The following is a 17,503-nucleotide window of genomic DNA, read 5'->3' as shown; positions in this document are numbered from 1 at the left end:
CCGAAAGCGAGTGTGGACGCATAGCTCAGTTGGTAGAGCAGCTGACTCTTAATCAGCGGGTCCTAGGTTCGAGCCCTAGTGCGTCCACCATTTTCTCCCAGAAAATACAGCGTTTCATCGCGTGATGGCACTGCCGTACATTGTTCTAACGGACCTACCGTAAGAAGATTCCCCGCCCCGGATGCTGACCGGATTTCGCTTCGCAGAAGCGGGCCGTCGGCTAGTCTGGCTGGCTGAGGCCAGCGATCCCACCCTCCTCAAAACATGACGAAGTCGCACGTTACGCGTAGAATTTCCGCGAAGCGCGCAGGGCTTTTCTCCTTAGACCGCAACTCTTTCCAATAACTCCATCAACAGCGGCCGCAGCCGCCCGATTTCCTGCCGATGCGCAGCGCTGAGCGTGGTGAGTGTCCCGTGCGCTTGCTCAGTCAGTTCGAGCAGCGCCTGCCGACGATCCTGCTCCGACAAACGCCGCCGCACGAGGCCCAGCGCCTCCAGTCGGTCGATAAGGCCGGTCGCGCTATGGGGTTTGAGGATCAGCCGTTCCGCGACATATCCGACCGTCGCCCTGCCCCGTGGTGCGGCGCGGATGGCGAGGAGAGCTTGATGCTGTTGGGGCGTCAGACCGCACTGCGCCGCCTCCCTTTCGCTGAACGCCTGAAACTGCCGCAGGGAGAAGCGGAAATCGGCAAGGGCCGCATAGTCATTGTCGGTCAACTCATCGGCCATGCAACATCATAGCGTGCCAAGGGGCATTGATAAATATCGTAATGCGATATAGTTGCTCCCCGCATGACCTCATCGACTTCCTATCCATCGCAAAGCCTTCTTGCCGATCATAGCGCCAACCTACGCATGATGATGCTGGCCGCCGCCGCACTGATCGTCGGGACGGGCGGTGCTCTGGGCGCATGGCTGCTGCTTCGGGCGATTGCCGTAGCGACCAATCTCTTCTGGTTCGGTCGGCTCTCTGCCGCGCCTGCTGCGATCACGGACAACATGCTGGGGATCGGCGTCATCGCGGTTCCGGTCATAGGCAGCCTGATCGTAGGCGTGATGGCACGCTATGGGTCGGAAAAGATTCGGGGGCACGGCATTCCAGAAGCGATCGAGGCGATCCTCTATGGCGAAAGCCGCTTGTCGCCCAAGGTCGCGGTGCTGAAGCCCCTCTCCTCTGCTATTTCCATCGGCAGCGGTGGACCGTTCGGCGCGGAGGGGCCGATCATCATGACCGGCGGAGCGATCGGGTCTCTATTCGCTCAACTCTTTCATCTGAGCGCGGCGGAGCGCAAAACCCTTCTGGTCGCGGGCGCCGCGGCGGGTATGACAGCGATCTTCGGCACGCCAATGGCCGCCATCCTGCTCGCCGTTGAGGTTCTGCTGTTCGAGTGGAAGCCGCGCAGTTTCGTGCCAGTGGTTATTGCAGTGCTGATCTCACTGCTGTGGCGGCCAGTGCTGATCGAAAGCGGGCCGCTCTTTCCCGTGCATCATGCGGTGGAACTGACGCCAGTGCTGGTCGGAATTGCACTGGGCATGGGGGCAATCGCAGGGGTGCAGGCGACGTTGCTATCTGCGCTGCTGTATCGGATCGAGGATATGTTCGGACGTCTGCCCGTCCACTGGATGTGGTGGCCAGCGATCGGGGGGCTTGCCGTCGGCATCGGGGGGCTGTTGGACGCGCACGTGCTGGGCGCGGGTTATGAGAGTATCAGGGGCCTTCTGGACGGGTCGTTGGCGGTGCGGGTAGCGCTGGCGCTGTTGGTGGTTAAGGCGGCGGTGTGGCTGATCGCGCTAGGATCTGGCACATCCGGTGGTGTGCTGGCGCCCCTCTTGATGCTGGGGGGAGCGTTGGGCTTTTTGCTGGGCCAATATCTGCCGGGCGGGAGCGCGCTTTGGGCAATGGCCGGGATGGCCGGGACGATGAGCGGAGCGATGCGCGCGCCGCTGACCGCCGCCTTGTTCGCGGCGGAGCTAACCGGGGATTTCGCGATGCTGCCGCTGACGATTGCGGCGTCGGTGGGAGCCTATGCGGTGAGCGTACTGCTGATGCGGCGCTCGATACTGACCGAGAAGATCGCTCGACGCGGGCGGCATGTGCTTCAGGAATATACGGTTGATCCGTTCGACTTCCTTCAGGCCGGGCAAGTGATGACGCAAGAACCTCAGACATTGGAGGGGGCAATGTCCATTGGTGCGGTCATTGCCTTCTTTGCGGGGCAGGCCGTCCATCGCAGTTACCCGGTGGTGGACAAGGAAGGGCGGCTCATAGGCCTTGTTTCCCGTTCTGATGCGCTGCGCTGGCAGGTGGACGGAGCGCCTGTGCAAGCGACCCTCGCAGAAGTCTTGTCCGATGCATCGCAGCCCTATGGCACGCCGGATGATCCGATCAGCCGCATCGCGGACATGATGGTCGATGCAGGCATCGGCCGCATTCCGATCCTCGAGCCCGCATCGCGCAGAGTCATCGGCATTGTGGCTCGGCAGGACCTGCTCAAGCTCCGCTCCGTCCATCGCGGTGCGGAGGTGGCCCGGACGAGGGGATGACCGAGCCGTTCGGTCGGCGGCGGTTACACGATCAAGGCGATACGGTCAGAGCGTCCGCGAAGCCCGCTGACCCAAACCCAAGGAAGGAAGCTGGGGCCATGATCGGCGTCGAGGAGGGCGCGCCGCCCTCCATCGTGACGATCCGGGCACGACATCTTCAGAAACGATACTGCTCGATGGACCACCCTGTTGGGCGGAGCCATCTGAGCCACCTTCTCCGCGCCTCAGTTCCTAGATTTCCCTGACGATCAGGAAATGGCCAGAACGCCCTGATAAGCGGGATCTTCCAGAGCCTTGCCCGCTCCCATTGCCACGCACATCAGCGGCATTTCCGCGACCTTCACTGGCAAGCCGGTTTCATCCATCAGCGCCTGGTCCAGTCGCCGCAGCAACGCGCCGCCGCCCGTCAGGGTGATGCCTTCCTCGATGATGTCCGCTGCCAGTTCCGGCGCGGTCTTCTCCAGGGCTGTCCTGACCGCCATCTTGATCTGGCCGACGGGTTCTGCAAGCGCATCCACGATTTCCGCCTCGCTGATCGTCATTTCGGCAGGGCGGCCATTTACCAGATCGCGGCCCTTGACCACTATCCGCCGCCCTTCGCCGTCGGGTAGCGTCGCCGCGCCGAGTTCACATTTCACTCGTTCGGACGTTGCTTCGCCGATCAGGAGGTTGTGGTTGCGCCGTATATGCGATGCGATCGCATCGTCCATGCGGTCCCCGCCGACCCGCGCGGAATTGCTGTAGGCAATCCCGCGCAGCGACAGGACCGCCACTTCCGTTGTTCCGCCGCCGATATCGACCACCATCGCGCCGCGCGGTTCCGTAACCGGCAATCCCGCCCCGATCGCCGCCGCCATCGGTTCCTCGATCAGTTGGACATGGGCGGCCCCGGCATTGGCTGCGGCATCGCGCAGCGCGCGTCGTTCCACCATAGTCGATCCGGACGGCACGCAGACCACGACCTCATGACGCCGACCAAAGCGGCTGCCGTTCAACGCCTTGTCGATGAAATGCTTGATCATCTGTTCGGCGACGTCGATGTCCGCGATGACGCCATCGCGCAAAGGCCGGATCGCCTGGATGTTGGCGGGCGTCTTCCCCATCATCAGCTTTGCTTCATTGCCCACCACCTTTACGCGACGGAACCCTTGCCGGGTTTCGATGGCGATGACCGACGGCTCATTGAGGACGATCCCCCGGTCGCGGACATGGATAACCGTGTTAACAGTGCCAAGGTCGATGGCCATGTCGAAGGCAGATGACGAGAAAAACCGGGGCAATTTCATCGAACAGAGGCAATCTTTTTGCGGGAGGGAAAGACAGGTCTTGCCCCTGCCGATGCCACTACGCGAGCAGAAGAGCGCTGCGACGACCCGTCCGGTAACCGGGTCCAACCGAACGGCCGAATCGTGGCCCCAGCGCATCGGAAAAGCCGCCCTCGCCCGGAACAACGCTCATCCTCTAGAAAATCCCGACCTCCCCGCTGCGGCCCAACGATTGTCCTTCCTGTAGAAACGCCACATGCCATAAGTCCGGAAGGCCAAATTCACCTGGCGATATCCCAGATTTTCAACAACGGCAGCGACGCCGATCATAAAAAGGTCGCGTGCACTTGGCGTGCGTCTGAGCTGCATTTCCTCAAGCGCCAGGGTCCCAAGACTGAGCGCGGTTCCGAACAGCACCGTCAAAGAGAAGAAGGCAAGCACGACCGTGCCCGATCCGATACCCAAAAAGTAAAGGATGGGGATCAAAAGATAGCCCAACAGTTCGCACGGCGGTCCGAGCACATCTTCTATCACGATCAATGGCATTCCGATCAGACCGATACGGCCGTATCGAGGGTTGAACAGCATGCGCCTATGCTCGACAATCGTCTCCAGCGCGCCCTGCTCCCACCGGGCTCGCTGGTTGCGCAGCCCTCTCCAGCTTTCAGGCGCATCGGTCCAGCATACCACTTCAGGAACGAAGGCAATGCGATAAGGCCGCTTCTGCTCCCGCATTCGGCGATGGATACGGGTGACGACTTCCAGGTCCTCACCGACCGTGTCGTGCCGGTACCCGCCTATTTCCACCAGCGGCGCCCGCCGGAATATGCCGAAGGCTCCGGAAATCAGCATCAGCATATCCAGCCGCGCATTGGCGATGCGGGCCGTCAGGAAAGCTCGAAGATATTCCAATATCTGATAGCGCGGCAACCAGCGACGCGGCAGCCGGATCTGGCGAACATGCCCGCCTTCGACAATTGATCCGTTCGCGATGCGAATTGCTCCGCCTACTGCCATCAACGAACCATCATCTGTCATGAAAGGCTCGGCAGCGCGCAGCAAGCCATCGGGCTCAATAATGGAATCGGCATCGATGACGCAAACCAGCGGCGCGGCGGCAAAGCCCAATCCGGCGTTCACGGCGTCCGCCTTCCGCCCATTCTCCTTGTCGATCAGGATGAGGTTGGGATAGCGAGCGGAACCATATATCCCTAAAATGCGCGTTTTCTGAAGCGCCGCCAATTGTTCTCGTTCAATCGGGCGGAGATCGAATTCTTTAATCAGGACAGACAGCGTTGCGTCGTTGGACCCGTCATTGACCAGTATCACTTCATGGTCCGGATATTCCAGCGCCAGCAAGGCGCGCGCGCTGTCTGCGATTGACAACTCTTCATTGAAGCAGGGCGCGATGACGGACACGGGGAGGGCAAGGTCGGCATAGCGAGACCAGAGGTCATATGATCGCTGAGCAGGTCTGACACGCGTAGCAAAGACTCGTGCAGCAAGCAGCAACTGGATCGTCGAAACGAGATTGCGGACGGTCACGACCAGAAAGCACAGGACGCCTATCGCGACCATGGTGCCCAGCCCCACGCTTTCCAAAGTCGAGGATGTAGAAGCCACGCCCATCAGGCAGTCCCCAGCACCTGTTGAGCCTGCTGTGCGCGAAGTCGTACCCAGGGCGAAGGATCTTTGCGCAGTTCCGCGATAGCAGGCAGGCTGCTGTTCAGCCTCATCAACTGACAGGCGCGAATGGCTCTGGCACGGACGGGGGGCACGGGGTCGTTCAAAAGCGGCAATATCCATTTGGCGCTGCCGGGGTGCCCCAATCGCGCTGCCGAATCCAATGCGGCCAGACGAACGGGCGCATGGGTGTCGGCGGCGGCGGCTTCCAATAGTGGAAGCGCGGAGAAATCTTCGGTCCACCCAAGGGCGTCGATCACAAGCGCCCGGACTGCTGGCGGCAAATCGGCGGACTGAGCCAGGCTGAACAGTTCGGATGGATGGCGTGCAGCGATCAACCTGAACAAGGTTCGATGTAACGGCGTGATTTGCGCGCTTCGCAGGTCCAGATGGTCGATCAATTCGTTTGGCGGAGGCAAGGCATCCAACCGAGCAAGCAGCGACGCGGCCTCCAACCGGGTATCGAGCTTCGGATCCTCCCGCAGCACAAGGTAGAGCATATCGATCGCCTGCCCTCCTCCTATACTGCCGAGTAGTCGCAGGGCATCGATCTGCCGCCTCGGCCGGGGCCGCCTTGCCGCCAGCAACGCCTGCTTGAGCAACCCTTGCTCCTCCACCAGGGCAACAAGTCGCTCTCGCTCTTCACCCCTGAGTAGTTGAACAATTCGGCTGATCGCCGCCAGTCTTTCAGCTGGGCGGGCAAGCTGGAAAGCCGGCGACGCGGCGATATTTTGGCCAGCCCCCATGATTTCCCTCGTCAGGGCGCGGGTCAGTTCCGCCCTCGCGACGCTGGCACGCTCCTTTCGATCACGACGCATCACCAGGAAGAGCAGCCAGGCAGCCATCGCCAGCGCCCCGTAGACGGATATGAATATGGCGATCCGGGCAACATGATCGGCGATGGGGAAGCCCGGCACGATCAGAACCTGACCTGAAGACCTAGCGTCCCACCTGTCCGCCTGTAGGTAGCGCGACGGCGGTCATAATCGACCCCTGCCCGAAGTGAGGCCTTGTCAGCGATCGGCATGGTTGCGCCCGCGAACAGGGAATAAACCTGCCGGGTTATCCCGGCTTCCGTATCGGGATAGGTGGCAGCTCCGGCATAGAGTGTTGCCCCGCTCGAGAAGGTGCGATCAATTCGGCCGGACACGCCCCACCGGTGGGTGCCATCTTCATCCCACAGGTTGATCATCCGGACGGTGGCAGCCAGTCCCAACTTTTGTGCTGCAAACCGAACGCCGGGCTGAAAGACGGTGACCGACGCATCGCGATATTCCGCATGCCGCAAATCAGCCAGCACCGTCGCAAATGAGGCAATGTCGGCCTCCATTCCGGCTGTCACGCCCCATTTTTCCCGGAAGTTCGCATTTGGCGTCACGGCAAAAGCGAGGAAGGTCCGAAGCTTGTTGCCAAACCGACGGTCGATGCGGGTTTCGAGGCGAGTGTCAGCAAATGATCGCCGGTCTTCTCTTTCCGCAGTCAAGGCTGCCGACGTCTTGGAGTCAATGGCGCCGAAAAGAGCGATATTCGTGCCATACCAGGTCTGGCTGGGCCGATTGGCAAAGGACACGCGGGAAACGCTCTGCGTGGCCGCCAAGCCCCAGTGCGTCGGCGCGGCACTGGCAAGATCGCGATCGTCCAATTGACGCCTGATGGCAACAGCATCCGCATTTGCTGGAGACCGCTGCTCCAGGGCGACAAGCTCCCGCTCTGCCGCTGCCCGGTCGCCAGACCACAGATAAGCGCGCGTCAACGCTGCACGAATGTCGAGGTCTTCTGGTGCCAGCAGTTCTGCGTGACGAAGGGTCGAAATCGCCTGTGGATAGCGTTTATCAAAGGCATAAGCACTGCCAAGTATGCGCAAGATTTCCGCATCATTTGGATTGGCGGCATCCGCCTGCTCCAGCCTGCCAATAGCCGTAGCGAAATCTTGCCGTGCCAAGGCTGCCCGTGCTTGTGCGATCAACTCCGCACGCTGCGGAACATTCGTGCCATCCTCCGCGACGGCTGCCCCTGCAATCGCCAGAACGAGCAGGCTCATTGAACGGGCCTCGCCGATTTAAGGATGGCGTTTACCCGTACGACAAGTTCATCCGGGATGAACGGTTTCGTCAAATAGTCACGAGCGCCCGAAGTCAGCGCCGCCAATACGTCGGCCTGCGCCTTCCGCGAGGTCAGCATGACAACCGGCATCCCAGGTCGCTCTTCTGCTAGAGCTCGGAGTACATCGGGACCGGACATTACCGGCATCATGGCATCAAGTACGAGGAGGTCGTATTCGCCTCCTCGCGCTTCCCGCAGCGCAGATGCGCCATCCTGCCTGATTGTCACATCGTGACCCGCCGCTTCAAGCTTGAACCGAACCAATTCGCCCAGCAGATCGTCATCGTCTGCGACCAGGATATGCGCCACCTGACCTTTTCCTTTTTTTTGCCGGTCCCTGAATATCAGCTACATGCGATCAGTGCGAAAAATTTCTTTTCTTAACAACGGGTAAACCGCCATTTTGGTTCAATTCGCTGTACCGGAAAAACGCTTTGGCAGACTTGCCATGCCTTGTGGAAAGCGGATTTGGGCGCTGGGGCGAGAAAGTGAGACGGCGCGACAAGGTCTGCCGTGCTCCCGAAGTGAACGACACATCCGACGAATTGGATGTCGGACGCGCCATCATTTAACAGCGAATCTCGAATTGCTCAGTTAATGTGCTGCACGCCCCAAAATGATGCGGAATTCGCGCACCAAAAGTTACAAATCGAGTAGAAATCGCTTCTTTTTTACATCAAAAGTTCTATTTGTGGGAGGCGTATCGCATTGGGGCTATTGCAGATGATCGACCTGTCACCTCAACCTCAGGATGAGACTTCCGACGGGGCAGAACTTCAGTCCGGGCCGCGTCACGATACGGCCGTTCGGAACCGCCCCGCAGAACATCATCATCGCGCGGGGCTGTTCACCTATGAAAGCGCCGAGGCGAGCATACAGTTTTTATCGCGTTGGGCGGGACCGATCGCCCTGGCTGGGACCCTTGTTCTTCTAGGGTGGTGGTTCGTTGCATGATTCGCGAAAATGGCGGCCTGATTCGAACAAGCGCTTCGTAAGTGTGGTAAATTTTCGCTTGCACATTTCTGCCATTGAATTTCGGGTCGTCGCAGATGTGGGGCGCCGTACCTCCCCATCCTAACGGATCATCGGAAAAGAGCATCCGAGCGTCCCAGCAATGATTGCCAGCCCGAGACAATTATGTCCTGCTGCTCCGCAACATAATCACAAGGCAGCGGATGCCTGATGCACACCTTCGCCCTTCGGGATGAAGCGTAGTTGACGTCAGGACACGAAAAGGGTTGCAGATGTCGAAAATTGATCTGGCGATCGAGGGATTTCCCGGTCGCCAGCCTACAACATCCGCCGTTCAGCGGAACGTAAGGCTTTGGCTGTGCCTATTGCTCGTAGCAGCAGACATGGCCGCTCTCGCAACTGGCTTTGGTCTTGGCTTGCGCGCGGCTGGCGTGCCCTTGCTCTTCTCGGGGCTATGGCAACCACTTGGCGGGGGCATGATCGTGTACGGGATCGTCGCCTTTCATAATCAGGCATTCAATCCCGTCTGCCTGACTCAGTTAACGCCCAGCTTGCGCAATGCATCGTTTGCGCTGGCTGGGACGCTGCTGATCTTCCTGCTCACGGTTTTCTCGCTGAAGGCGACCGGTCATCTTTCGCGGCTGGGCATTTCGGCGGGCATACTTTGCAGCGCAACTCTGTTGGTTATCCAGCGCCTGATTATCGTTCGCACGGTACGGAGAAATTTCAGCGACAATCTATTCGCACAACTGATGATCATCGATGGGGGCATGATTCCTGAAGATGTCAGCGGCATGGTAATTGTCGATGCGGAAGGTGCAGGCATCAAGGCAGACCTCGACGATCCTTATATGCTGCATAGGCTAGGCACCTTGCTGCGCGATTTCGACCGTGTGGTCATATCCTGTCCTGCCGATCGCAAGACGGATTGGGCTCAAATGCTCAAGGGCGGCAATATCCTGGGCGAGATCATCGTGCCGGAACTGGATTCGATGGCGCCCTTGGCTGTGCAAACATATCGCGGCGTTTCCACTCTCGTCGTGGCGCGCGGTCCTCTGAACCTCGCGAACCGCGCGCAAAAGCGGCTTTTGGATATCGCCATCACTGTACCGCTGCTGATCGCACTGGCGCCCTTGCTGGTTGCGATCGCGATCGCGATCCGGCTCGATTCGGCTGGCCCCATCTTCTTCAAACAAGAACGTATCGGCCGCGGAAATCGATTGTTCCACATTCTGAAGTTCCGAAGCATGCGCATTGAACAATGTGACGCGGCTGGCGCCTCATCCACACGACGGGATGATGATCGCATCACTCGAGTAGGTGCTTTCATCCGCAAAACCAGCGTCGATGAACTGCCGCAACTGATCAATGTTCTGCTAGGCGAGATGAGCCTGGTGGGGCCACGTCCTCACGCTCTGGGCTCGACAGCCGAAGAACAGCTATTCTGGCAAGTCGACCGTCAATATTGGCATCGCCACGCGCTGAAGCCGGGCATCACGGGCCTTGCTCAAATCCGCGGATTCCGTGGCGCTACCGAGACGCGCCGGGACATTTTCAATCGCGTTGAAGCCGACCTCGAATATCTCCATGGCTGGAGCCTGATGCGCGACATCGCTATCCTGATCGGTACATTCAACGTCCTGATTCATCGCAACGCTTACTGAGGGACAGGCGGTATCGCCCTCTACGTATGATTTTTGCACCACCTCATTGAATTTGCGACGGAATGAGTGACGCTCGTCGCGTACGTGAACTATTTGTTAAGCGTAAAATAGGATATGTCTGCTATCTCGAACAGGGCGGACAAATCACGTGGCAGACGATCTTGCGCCGGTTGCCGTTGCGCAACATTCTTCCTTTGATAGCAACAAGGATTGTGCGCCCAAACTGGTGTATTCATCCTTCGCGGATCGCGCCGATCGCGGCGTCGAAATTCTGTCCCGTTGGGCAGGGATCATCACCTTCGCAGCTGCAACCTGTTCGATCATCTGGTATTGGCTCTGACGAAGACTCAGCTTAATCTTGCTGCCAGATGAACAGCGTCCGGTTTGATACCTTGCTGGCAGATTAACAGTCCTCAGCCGCAACAAAGCGCCGATGATCGCTCGTTTTCACGATGAAACGAAGCGTGGCATAGTCGCGACAAGCTGCATGTTAAGAGGTTCGTTTTGCGCGCAAAGGCGCCTAGCATGCCCTGATTGCTGCAATGCAATAAAGGGTTGCACATTTGGTTATCACTTACACTCCACATTTTTGGAGGCGCTTTAACGCGCCTGCAAACCATAATCGTTCTCCGGTCGCTCGGGTGGTTGCCGCAGCCATGAGCTGTGCCGCGCTCACTGCTCTACCCTGCCCCGTCAGCGCTCAGACAGCGACGGTCGATGACGCCTCACGGCTCAAGACGATGGGGCTCCATGCGACGGCTGGCATCGACCTTCTATATGACGACAATGTTTATCGTGTGGATGATCGGCTGGAGAATCCCACCGACGACATCATCGTAACGCCTTGGGCTGAACTGACTTATGGGAAGCCGATAGGACGACATGACCTGCTGCTGAGAGGCCGGGTCGGCTATGATCGGTTTATTTCGGAAGGGCAGCGCAGCAAATTGCGGCTCGACGCCGAGGCGAAGGCAGTCATTCGTTTTGGCGCGACCTGTTCCATCGCGCCAGTTGCATCTTACAGGCAACAGCGTGCTGATTATGGCGACATCAATCAGCAAACGGAAAATCTGCAGCGGTTCACCGCTTTTGGCGCAGACCTGAGTTGCGAGCGCCCGGGCTTGTTCCCGGTGGCATCCTACCGTCGCGACATGACACGTAACGATAACGCTTTCGATTATGCGGATCAGACAAGCGACACATTTGTTGCCGGGGTCGGCTATAACATGCCGAGCCTGGGTACGCTGACCGCCTTTTATGAGCGCGTGAACAGCGATCGGAACAAGCTTGGCATTGAAAATCGAACCAACAGTTATGGCCTGCGGTTCAAGCGTGAAGTGTCGCCAATCACGCAACTTGATGCCGAGGTGCGCTGGCTAGATGTGAGGAGCGACTCCCCCGCCGTGGGAGGCTATGATGGTCTAGGTTGGGATGTGAGCGTCTCGACCAGCATCGTTCCCCGGCTCAAACTGACAGCCACGACAGAACGCAGCATTGTTAACGACAGCCTGATAGCCAGTGGTTTTGCCATCCGGACCAGATATCGACTGGAAGGCGAGTTCACCATTTCGGAACTCACCTCTGCCGGACTCTACGGCGAACTGGAGCGGCGCAGGTTCCGCCAGGACGCCGCTTTGCGGCCATTCTCCATAACCGCCGACCGCAACCAGCGGTTCGGAGCAATGCTGAAACGCAAGCTGTCGGATCGCGTCGACATCTCGCTCGATGCGCAACGCTACAAACGGCGCACCGATACGGATGTCGCCGAATATAGCGGAACCCAGGTGACACTGGGCACGGCGATCCGATTTTGACCTCGAACATGAAGGAGCATGAACTGTGAAAGCAGAGGCTCTCCTGACCAGCTTCTCGATCTTCCTTGCAGTCGCCGTGGCAGCACCCGGTGGCGCGCAGACGGCCGAAATGACGGTTCCTACCACCCCGCCGTCCGCTAAGCCCCAAGCTGATGCAGGGTATCAACTGGGGCCGGACGACGAAGTAAGGATTGCGATCTTCGGTCAACCAGACCTGTCATCCACGACCCGCATCAAGGAAGACGGCACCGTTACGCTCGCCTTGATCGGTCCGATTCAAGCGCGGGGCAAGACGACGTCGCAACTGGCTCAGGCAATCGCGGCCAGTTACGCGAGCGGAGGCTTCCTCGCCAATCCTTCGGTCAACGTCGAGGTGAGCAATTATGTCAGCCGCTTCGTCACTGTTCTGGGCAATGTGCCCCAAGCGGGCAATTATCCGCTGGATCGCAACTATACGGTCGCGTCGATGCTTGCCAAGGCTGGTGGCTCAACGAAGGATGGCGCCAACGCCGTCATCCTGACGCCGGCCGATGGCAGCGGTGCCGTCCGCATCTCGCTCGCCGACATGGCTGTCGGGGGCAGTCGCCAACTGAAGCCAGGGGACATACTGTTCGTTCCACCGGCCGAGAAGGTCTATGTCTACGGCCAGGTGCAGCAACCTGGCGCCTTCTCGTTCGCGCCGGGTCAGAGTTTCCGCCAAGCGCTCGCGCTGGCGGGAGGGCCAACGCTCGCGGGTTCTACCAAGCGCATAAAAGTACGCCGGGGAGGCAAGGAAATACAGGCGAACCTGGATGATCCGGTTCAGCCTGAGGACGTCCTCATCATCCGGGAGAAGCTGTTTTGACGACAATCGATCATGGCTTCGCGCAGGATCGGTCCAGTGGCATGCGGGACTGGTTCCTGTCTTTTCGACGCAGCACGGTAAACGCCGAGGCTACCAATGATGGGCCTCGCGCAGCAATGGCTGAGCCGCTGCTGCTCGACACGCCCGTGGCGCCGGGGTTCCGGCAACCGCCAGATGAGGTGGCGGATGCACCGCGGGCTCTTTCGATGGGGGCGATGGCCGCGCCCCTGAAGCCGATCAGCTTGCGGCGGGATTCCATCTACAGCGCTTTTAGCACAGCGATGCCGGTGACGGATCGTCACGGGCTGGCGGGGCGGAACAGCGAGCTGGAGAAGCTGGTCGAGGCGATCGTCGTCCAGCGGAAGCATGCGGTGATTTTTGGAACGCGGGGGTCGGGCAAGACTTCGTTGGCGCGGGTTTTTGGCGATCTGGCGGATGAGGCAGGTTGCGTCGCGCTTTATGGGTCGGCGAGTGGGGATGCGGACTTCGATGCGTTGTTCCGGCCGTTCCTCAGCGAGCTACCGATGAGTGCGGGGGGGCAGGAAAAAGCGCGGAAATTAATGAATGAAACCATTGATGGAACGCGGTTGGCGAACCTGCTGGTGGAGGACGTACGTCAGCGTACGATTTTGATCCTGGATGAGTATGACCGGGTCCGTTCGGACGAGGCGAAGTCGGATGTTGCGACGCTGCTGAAGCTGCTGACCGACATTCATTCACCGGTTCAGGTGGTGCTGGTGGGCATCGCGGGGGACGTGGACGGGCTGATCGCGGCGCATCCTTCACTTCGGCGGCATATCGCGCCGCAACGGGTCGCCCCGATCCCCAAGCTGGAGCTGGAACGGCTGCTGATGAGCTGCGCGGAGAATGCGCGGCTGAGCCTTGATCCCGACGCGCTCGATGCGTTGGCGGGCGCGGCGATGGGATCGCCCTACCATGCGCGGCTGTTCGGCATGCAGGCGGCACTTGTCACCGAGTCCGCAGGACGCGAGCGCATGACGCTGGCCGATGTGGAGCAGGGCCTCGCTTCCGCGCTGGAAGATTGGGCGGAGATGAGCGGCGCGACCCATGCGCTGTTCCGCCGCGTGCTGTGGGAAGCCAATGCGAGCCGCCGGATGATCGCGCTGGCAGGCGTGGCCGCTTCGCAGATGTCGGTCATTTCATACGATCGGCTGGTGCGCCTCAGCCATGAAGTGTTGGGCGGCGGATCGATCAATGAAGGTCAGGCGGCTGATGCGATGCGACGGCTGGAGCCTGCCCTTACGCCAATGCCCGGCGGCGAGCAGTTCATGTTCGAGGATACGCTGGCGCCCCAGTTTCTGTTGTTGATGGCGAAGCAGCCGGTCCCCGCGACGCCCCCTGCCCCCACCCCCGCCGAAGAGATGCGGGCCATGTTGCGAGGAGTTGACGGGCTATGACCATGAACCCGATCGATCTGCTGTCGGCCGTGCAGGCACGATGGCGGACGGCGGCGCTGCTGGGTGGCGCGCTGTTCCTTATCATCGCCCTATTGGCGTTCATCCAGCCGCGCCAATATGCGGCGACATCCTCGCTGCTGCTGGACCTGTCGCAGACGGACCCTACGGACGCCAACAACCAGCCCGGCGTCCGGGTCGAGGTGGACAGTATCCTGGGGACGCAGACCGATGTCATCCGGTCGGCCAAGGTGATCAATGCCGTGGCCAAGGAAGCCGGTTTCGTCGATGCCCTGCCCAAGGACATGCCCCTCGACGCGCGTTTGCAGCAAGCCGCCGACCGGGTGCGGGCCAATCTGACCGTAACGACGGGGCGGCAGAGCAATGTGCTGCAACTGCAATATCTGGATGCCGATCCGGCGGTAGCGGCCAAGGTCGCGAACCTCGCCGCACAGATTTACATGCGCGAGCAGGTCGAACTGCGCGCATCCCCCGCGCGCGGTTCCGCCAAATGGTTCGACGAGCAGACGCAGGAAGTGCGCCGCCGCTACGAACTGGCGCAGAAGCGGCTGTCCGATTTCCAGCGGGCGCATGACATTATCGGCATCAACCGCATGGACCTTGAAGCCGAGAAGCTGAAGAACATGTCCTATCAGCTGACGCAGGCGCAGGCCGAGGCGGCAGCGGCGCGATCCAAGGCAGGCGCGGGCTCCGTTTCGGACATTGAAGGATCGCTGATCGTCCAGAATTTGCAGGAGCAGGTCGCGACCCAATCGGGCCGGGTTTCGGAGCTGTCGAAGACACTGGGTCCGAACCACCCGAGCATGGTCGCGGCGAACGCACTATTGTCGGAACTGCAATCCAAGCTGGCGGCGGCGCGGTCGAGCCAGGCGGGTGCGGTGAATGCGAACAGCGTCGCCGCAAACCGCCGTGAAGGCGACCTTAAGTCCAACATGGCAGGTCAGGAAGACCGCATGATCCGCATGTCGGACGTGCAGGACCAACTGATGGTCATGCAACGGGACGTGGATGCCGCGCGGCAGACCTACGATACAGTTCGGCAGCGCTTCAACGAGGCCACGCTGAAAAGCCAGATCTCGCAGCCCAATGCCAGCCTGCTGGATGAGGCGTCCGTACCGCTGTTGCCAGCCAAGCCCAATCTTATGCTGTGGCTGATCGCAGGGGTCGCTCTGGGCCTGATCGGTGGAGTGGCGGCTGTCGTCATCGCCGAGATATTGAAGCCTCGCGTTCGATCCGCCGCTGGTGTCGCAAAGGCGACCGAAGTTGAAGTCATCACCGAACTGCTGCCCGTCCCGACCCGGGGCGGCTGGTTCCTCAATCGGCAGGAGGCCGCATGAGACTGCGTTCCACGGCAGGCGCCCCACCCCAGTTGATGCCCGGCGGTGGAACCGCTGCCATACGTCCGAGAGGACGGGACAAGCAGAGCTTTGCAAAGCTGGCGGTGGATCACGGGTTCCTGGCGGAATCCGACGTCACCCGGGTCGACATGCATGCGCGTGAACATGGCCTTGCCTTTCACGAGGCGGCTGTTGAGATGGGCGCGCTGGATACCGAGGCGGCAAATCTGCTGGCGGCGCTGGCAGGCGGTTTTTCGCTATTGCCAGCGGGTGATGAGCGGATCGACCCGGCCGTTGTCGCAGCCTTCGACCCCGCAAGTCCCTACGCGGCCAAGGTCAGGACGATCCGGGCGAAGATGCGGTCAGCCGCGAAGGCGGGCGATCCATCCGCACTACGGCTGGCGGTGCTGTCCGTCGATGCGGGGGATGAGGCCGCGGTCATGGCCGCCAACCTTGCCGTCGTACTGGCGCAGATGGACGGGCAGACGATGTTGATTGACGTCGACATGGGCAACCCTTCGCTCGACCGGCTGTTCCGGGTAGCGAACAAGGCCGGTCTCGCCGAACAGTTGATGGGCAGTGCTGCCCTGCTACCAGCGGCCAAGACGGCGATCGAGGGATTGTGGTTGATGACCGCCGGCCGCGCCTCCGGCAGTGCGTCGAGCCTGATCACGCGTGGGCCGCTGGCCGACACGGCCAACGGGTGGGGCCTTAAGGAAACATCGATGCTGTTCTACCTTGCCGAGCGCAAGGGCGAGCAGACACCGGTTGGCAGCATTTTGGCGGGCTTCGACGCCGTGGTCATCGTAGCGCGGCGTGGCGATACCGCGATCGCCGACTTGCGCCGCATCATCGATGATCTTGACCGGCAGGGCGTGCCGATCGCCGGGACGGTCATTGCATGAGTGCAGAGCGAGCCCTCCCCCAGCCTTTTCCGTCTGTCGAGCCGCAAGACAAGAGCGTGCTGGTCGGCGGCGTGCCGGTTTCGACCCTCTCGCTTGACGCCCTGATTGCCAAGATGGTGCGTGAAGCGCCGCTGCGCCGAATGCAGAAGGAAGCACCGTTGCTGGTGTTCGACTGCAACGGACAGGGGCTGTCGATGAATGCTCTCGATGCCAACTTCCGCGCCGATCTGGCTCAGGCGGACCTGATCCACGCCGATGGGCAAATCATCGTCATGGCGTCACGCTGGTTCAGCAACACGCCGATCGCCGACCGGTCGAGCACGACCGACATGTTCATCGACAGCCTGCCGCAGGCGGCGGCGGGCGATGTCCGCTATTATCTGCTGGGCGGCGAAGAGAAGGTGAATGCCGAATGCGCGCGGCGGATCACCGATGCGACGCCGGGCCTGAAGCTGGCCGGGCGGCGCAATGGCTTCTGGAGCGCGGAGGAGGAAGATGCGCTGATCGAGGAGATCAACGCGGCGGCGCCGGACGTGCTGTGGGTCGGTACGGGAAAGCCGCGAGAGCAGGCCTTTTGCGTCCGCAACCGGCACCGGATCAAGGCGGGGTGGATCGTCACCTGCGGTGGCCTGTTCAACTATGTGACGGGGGATTATCCGCGCGCGCCGATGTGGATGCAGAATGCGGGCCTTGAGTGGCTGCACCGGATGGTCACGCGGCCCCGGCAGTTGGCCTGGCGCTATATCACCACCAATCCCCATGCGCTTTGGCTGATCTGGAAGCATCGCCATGGCTGATGGGATCGGGCCTCAATCCCAGTCGGTGAAAGCCCCCCTCCCGCGCGTGGGAGGGGCCGGGGGAGGGTTTGTGCAGGACTCTCTTCCGTCGCTGGCGCTGAGCGATGGAACAGCGGTCGCGCAGGCCCACCCCCTAACC

Annotated in this window: 15 protein-coding genes and 1 tRNA gene; 10 read left to right on the top strand and 6 right to left on the bottom strand. The window is 60.7% G+C overall.

The features are described 5' to 3' along the window. Nucleotides 1-14: 14 nt before the first annotated feature. Nucleotides 15-90 (top strand) — tRNA-Lys (locus AC6JBC_RS06970). Between the two features lie 231 nt (nucleotides 91-321). Here AC6JBC_RS06970 and AC6JBC_RS06965 read toward each other — a convergent pair. Beyond that, on the bottom strand, nucleotides 322-729 hold the full coding sequence (locus tag AC6JBC_RS06965) for a MarR family winged helix-turn-helix transcriptional regulator (protein WP_498023593.1): 408 nt from the start codon (nucleotides 727-729) through the stop codon (nucleotides 322-324). Nucleotides 730-792: 63 nt separating this feature from the next. On the opposite strand from AC6JBC_RS06965, the gene AC6JBC_RS06960 reads away from it, so the two are divergent. Then, on the top strand, nucleotides 793-2,544 hold the full coding sequence (locus AC6JBC_RS06960; RefSeq protein WP_498023592.1) for a chloride channel protein: 1,752 nt from the start codon (nucleotides 793-795) through the stop codon (nucleotides 2,542-2,544). 248 nt (nucleotides 2,545-2,792) lie between these two features. On the opposite strand, the gene AC6JBC_RS06955 is transcribed toward AC6JBC_RS06960, so the two are convergent. The 5 genes from AC6JBC_RS06955 to AC6JBC_RS06935 form a co-directional block, all read right to left on the bottom strand. Then, nucleotides 2,793-3,830, bottom strand: a complete 1,038-nt coding sequence (locus tag AC6JBC_RS06955; RefSeq protein WP_498023591.1) for a rod shape-determining protein — start codon at nucleotides 3,828-3,830, stop codon at nucleotides 2,793-2,795. Between the two features lie 168 nt (nucleotides 3,831-3,998). After that, entirely contained in the window at nucleotides 3,999-5,438 is a 1,440-nt protein-coding gene (locus tag AC6JBC_RS06950) for a glycosyltransferase family 2 protein (protein ID WP_498023589.1), read from the bottom strand. Continuing rightward, nucleotides 5,438-6,409 (bottom strand): HEAT repeat domain-containing protein, encoded by a 972-nt coding sequence (locus AC6JBC_RS06945; RefSeq protein WP_498023587.1) that lies wholly within the window; start codon nucleotides 6,407-6,409, stop codon nucleotides 5,438-5,440. Before AC6JBC_RS06945 ends, AC6JBC_RS06950 begins: the two co-directional genes overlap by 1 nt. A 2-nt stretch (nucleotides 6,410-6,411) precedes the next feature. Next, nucleotides 6,412-7,533: a YaiO family outer membrane beta-barrel protein gene (locus AC6JBC_RS06940; RefSeq protein ID WP_498023585.1), complete on the bottom strand. Its 1,122-nt coding sequence runs from the start codon at nucleotides 7,531-7,533 to the stop codon at nucleotides 6,412-6,414. After that, nucleotides 7,530-7,904: a response regulator transcription factor gene (locus tag AC6JBC_RS06935; protein WP_498023583.1), complete on the bottom strand. Its 375-nt coding sequence runs from the start codon at nucleotides 7,902-7,904 to the stop codon at nucleotides 7,530-7,532. The genes AC6JBC_RS06940 and AC6JBC_RS06935 overlap by 4 nt, the downstream gene beginning before the upstream one ends. A gap of 935 nt (nucleotides 7,905-8,839) precedes the next feature. Between AC6JBC_RS06935 and AC6JBC_RS06930 the strand changes: the two genes are divergently transcribed. The 8 genes from AC6JBC_RS06930 (at nucleotide 8,840) to AC6JBC_RS06895 (ending at nucleotide 17,364) form a co-directional block, all read left to right on the top strand. Next, a complete protein-coding gene (locus tag AC6JBC_RS06930; protein WP_498023581.1) occupies nucleotides 8,840-10,231 on the top strand; it encodes a sugar transferase in 1,392 nt (463 codons plus the stop codon). A 148-nt stretch (nucleotides 10,232-10,379) separates the two neighbouring features. After that, nucleotides 10,380-10,571, top strand: coding sequence for a hypothetical protein (locus AC6JBC_RS06925; RefSeq protein WP_498023579.1), 192 nt, complete (start codon nucleotides 10,380-10,382; stop codon nucleotides 10,569-10,571). Nucleotides 10,572-10,887: 316 nt separating this feature from the next. Further along, nucleotides 10,888-12,045: a hypothetical protein gene (locus AC6JBC_RS06920; protein WP_498023577.1), complete on the top strand. Its 1,158-nt coding sequence runs from the start codon at nucleotides 10,888-10,890 to the stop codon at nucleotides 12,043-12,045. Nucleotides 12,046-12,070: 25 nt separating this feature from the next. Further along, entirely contained in the window at nucleotides 12,071-12,889 is an 819-nt protein-coding gene (locus tag AC6JBC_RS06915) for a polysaccharide biosynthesis/export family protein (RefSeq protein ID WP_498023575.1), read from the top strand. Next, entirely contained in the window at nucleotides 12,886-14,307 is a 1,422-nt protein-coding gene (locus AC6JBC_RS06910; RefSeq protein WP_498023573.1) for an ATP-binding protein, read from the top strand. The genes AC6JBC_RS06915 and AC6JBC_RS06910 overlap by 4 nt, the downstream gene beginning before the upstream one ends. Further along, entirely contained in the window at nucleotides 14,304-15,662 is a 1,359-nt protein-coding gene (locus AC6JBC_RS06905; protein WP_498023571.1) for a GNVR domain-containing protein, read from the top strand. Before AC6JBC_RS06910 ends, AC6JBC_RS06905 begins: the two co-directional genes overlap by 4 nt. After that, nucleotides 15,659-16,567: a P-loop NTPase family protein gene (locus AC6JBC_RS06900; RefSeq protein WP_498023569.1), complete on the top strand. Its 909-nt coding sequence runs from the start codon at nucleotides 15,659-15,661 to the stop codon at nucleotides 16,565-16,567. Before AC6JBC_RS06905 ends, AC6JBC_RS06900 begins: the two co-directional genes overlap by 4 nt. Then, nucleotides 16,564-17,364, top strand: coding sequence for a WecB/TagA/CpsF family glycosyltransferase (locus AC6JBC_RS06895; RefSeq protein ID WP_498023567.1), 801 nt, complete (start codon nucleotides 16,564-16,566; stop codon nucleotides 17,362-17,364). Before AC6JBC_RS06900 ends, AC6JBC_RS06895 begins: the two co-directional genes overlap by 4 nt. The last annotated feature ends 139 nt before the right edge of the window (nucleotides 17,365-17,503 follow it).

It is taken from the genome of Sphingobium sp. RC1 (assembly GCF_059738765.1).
This window is presented reverse-complemented; position numbering and strand designations above follow the sequence as displayed.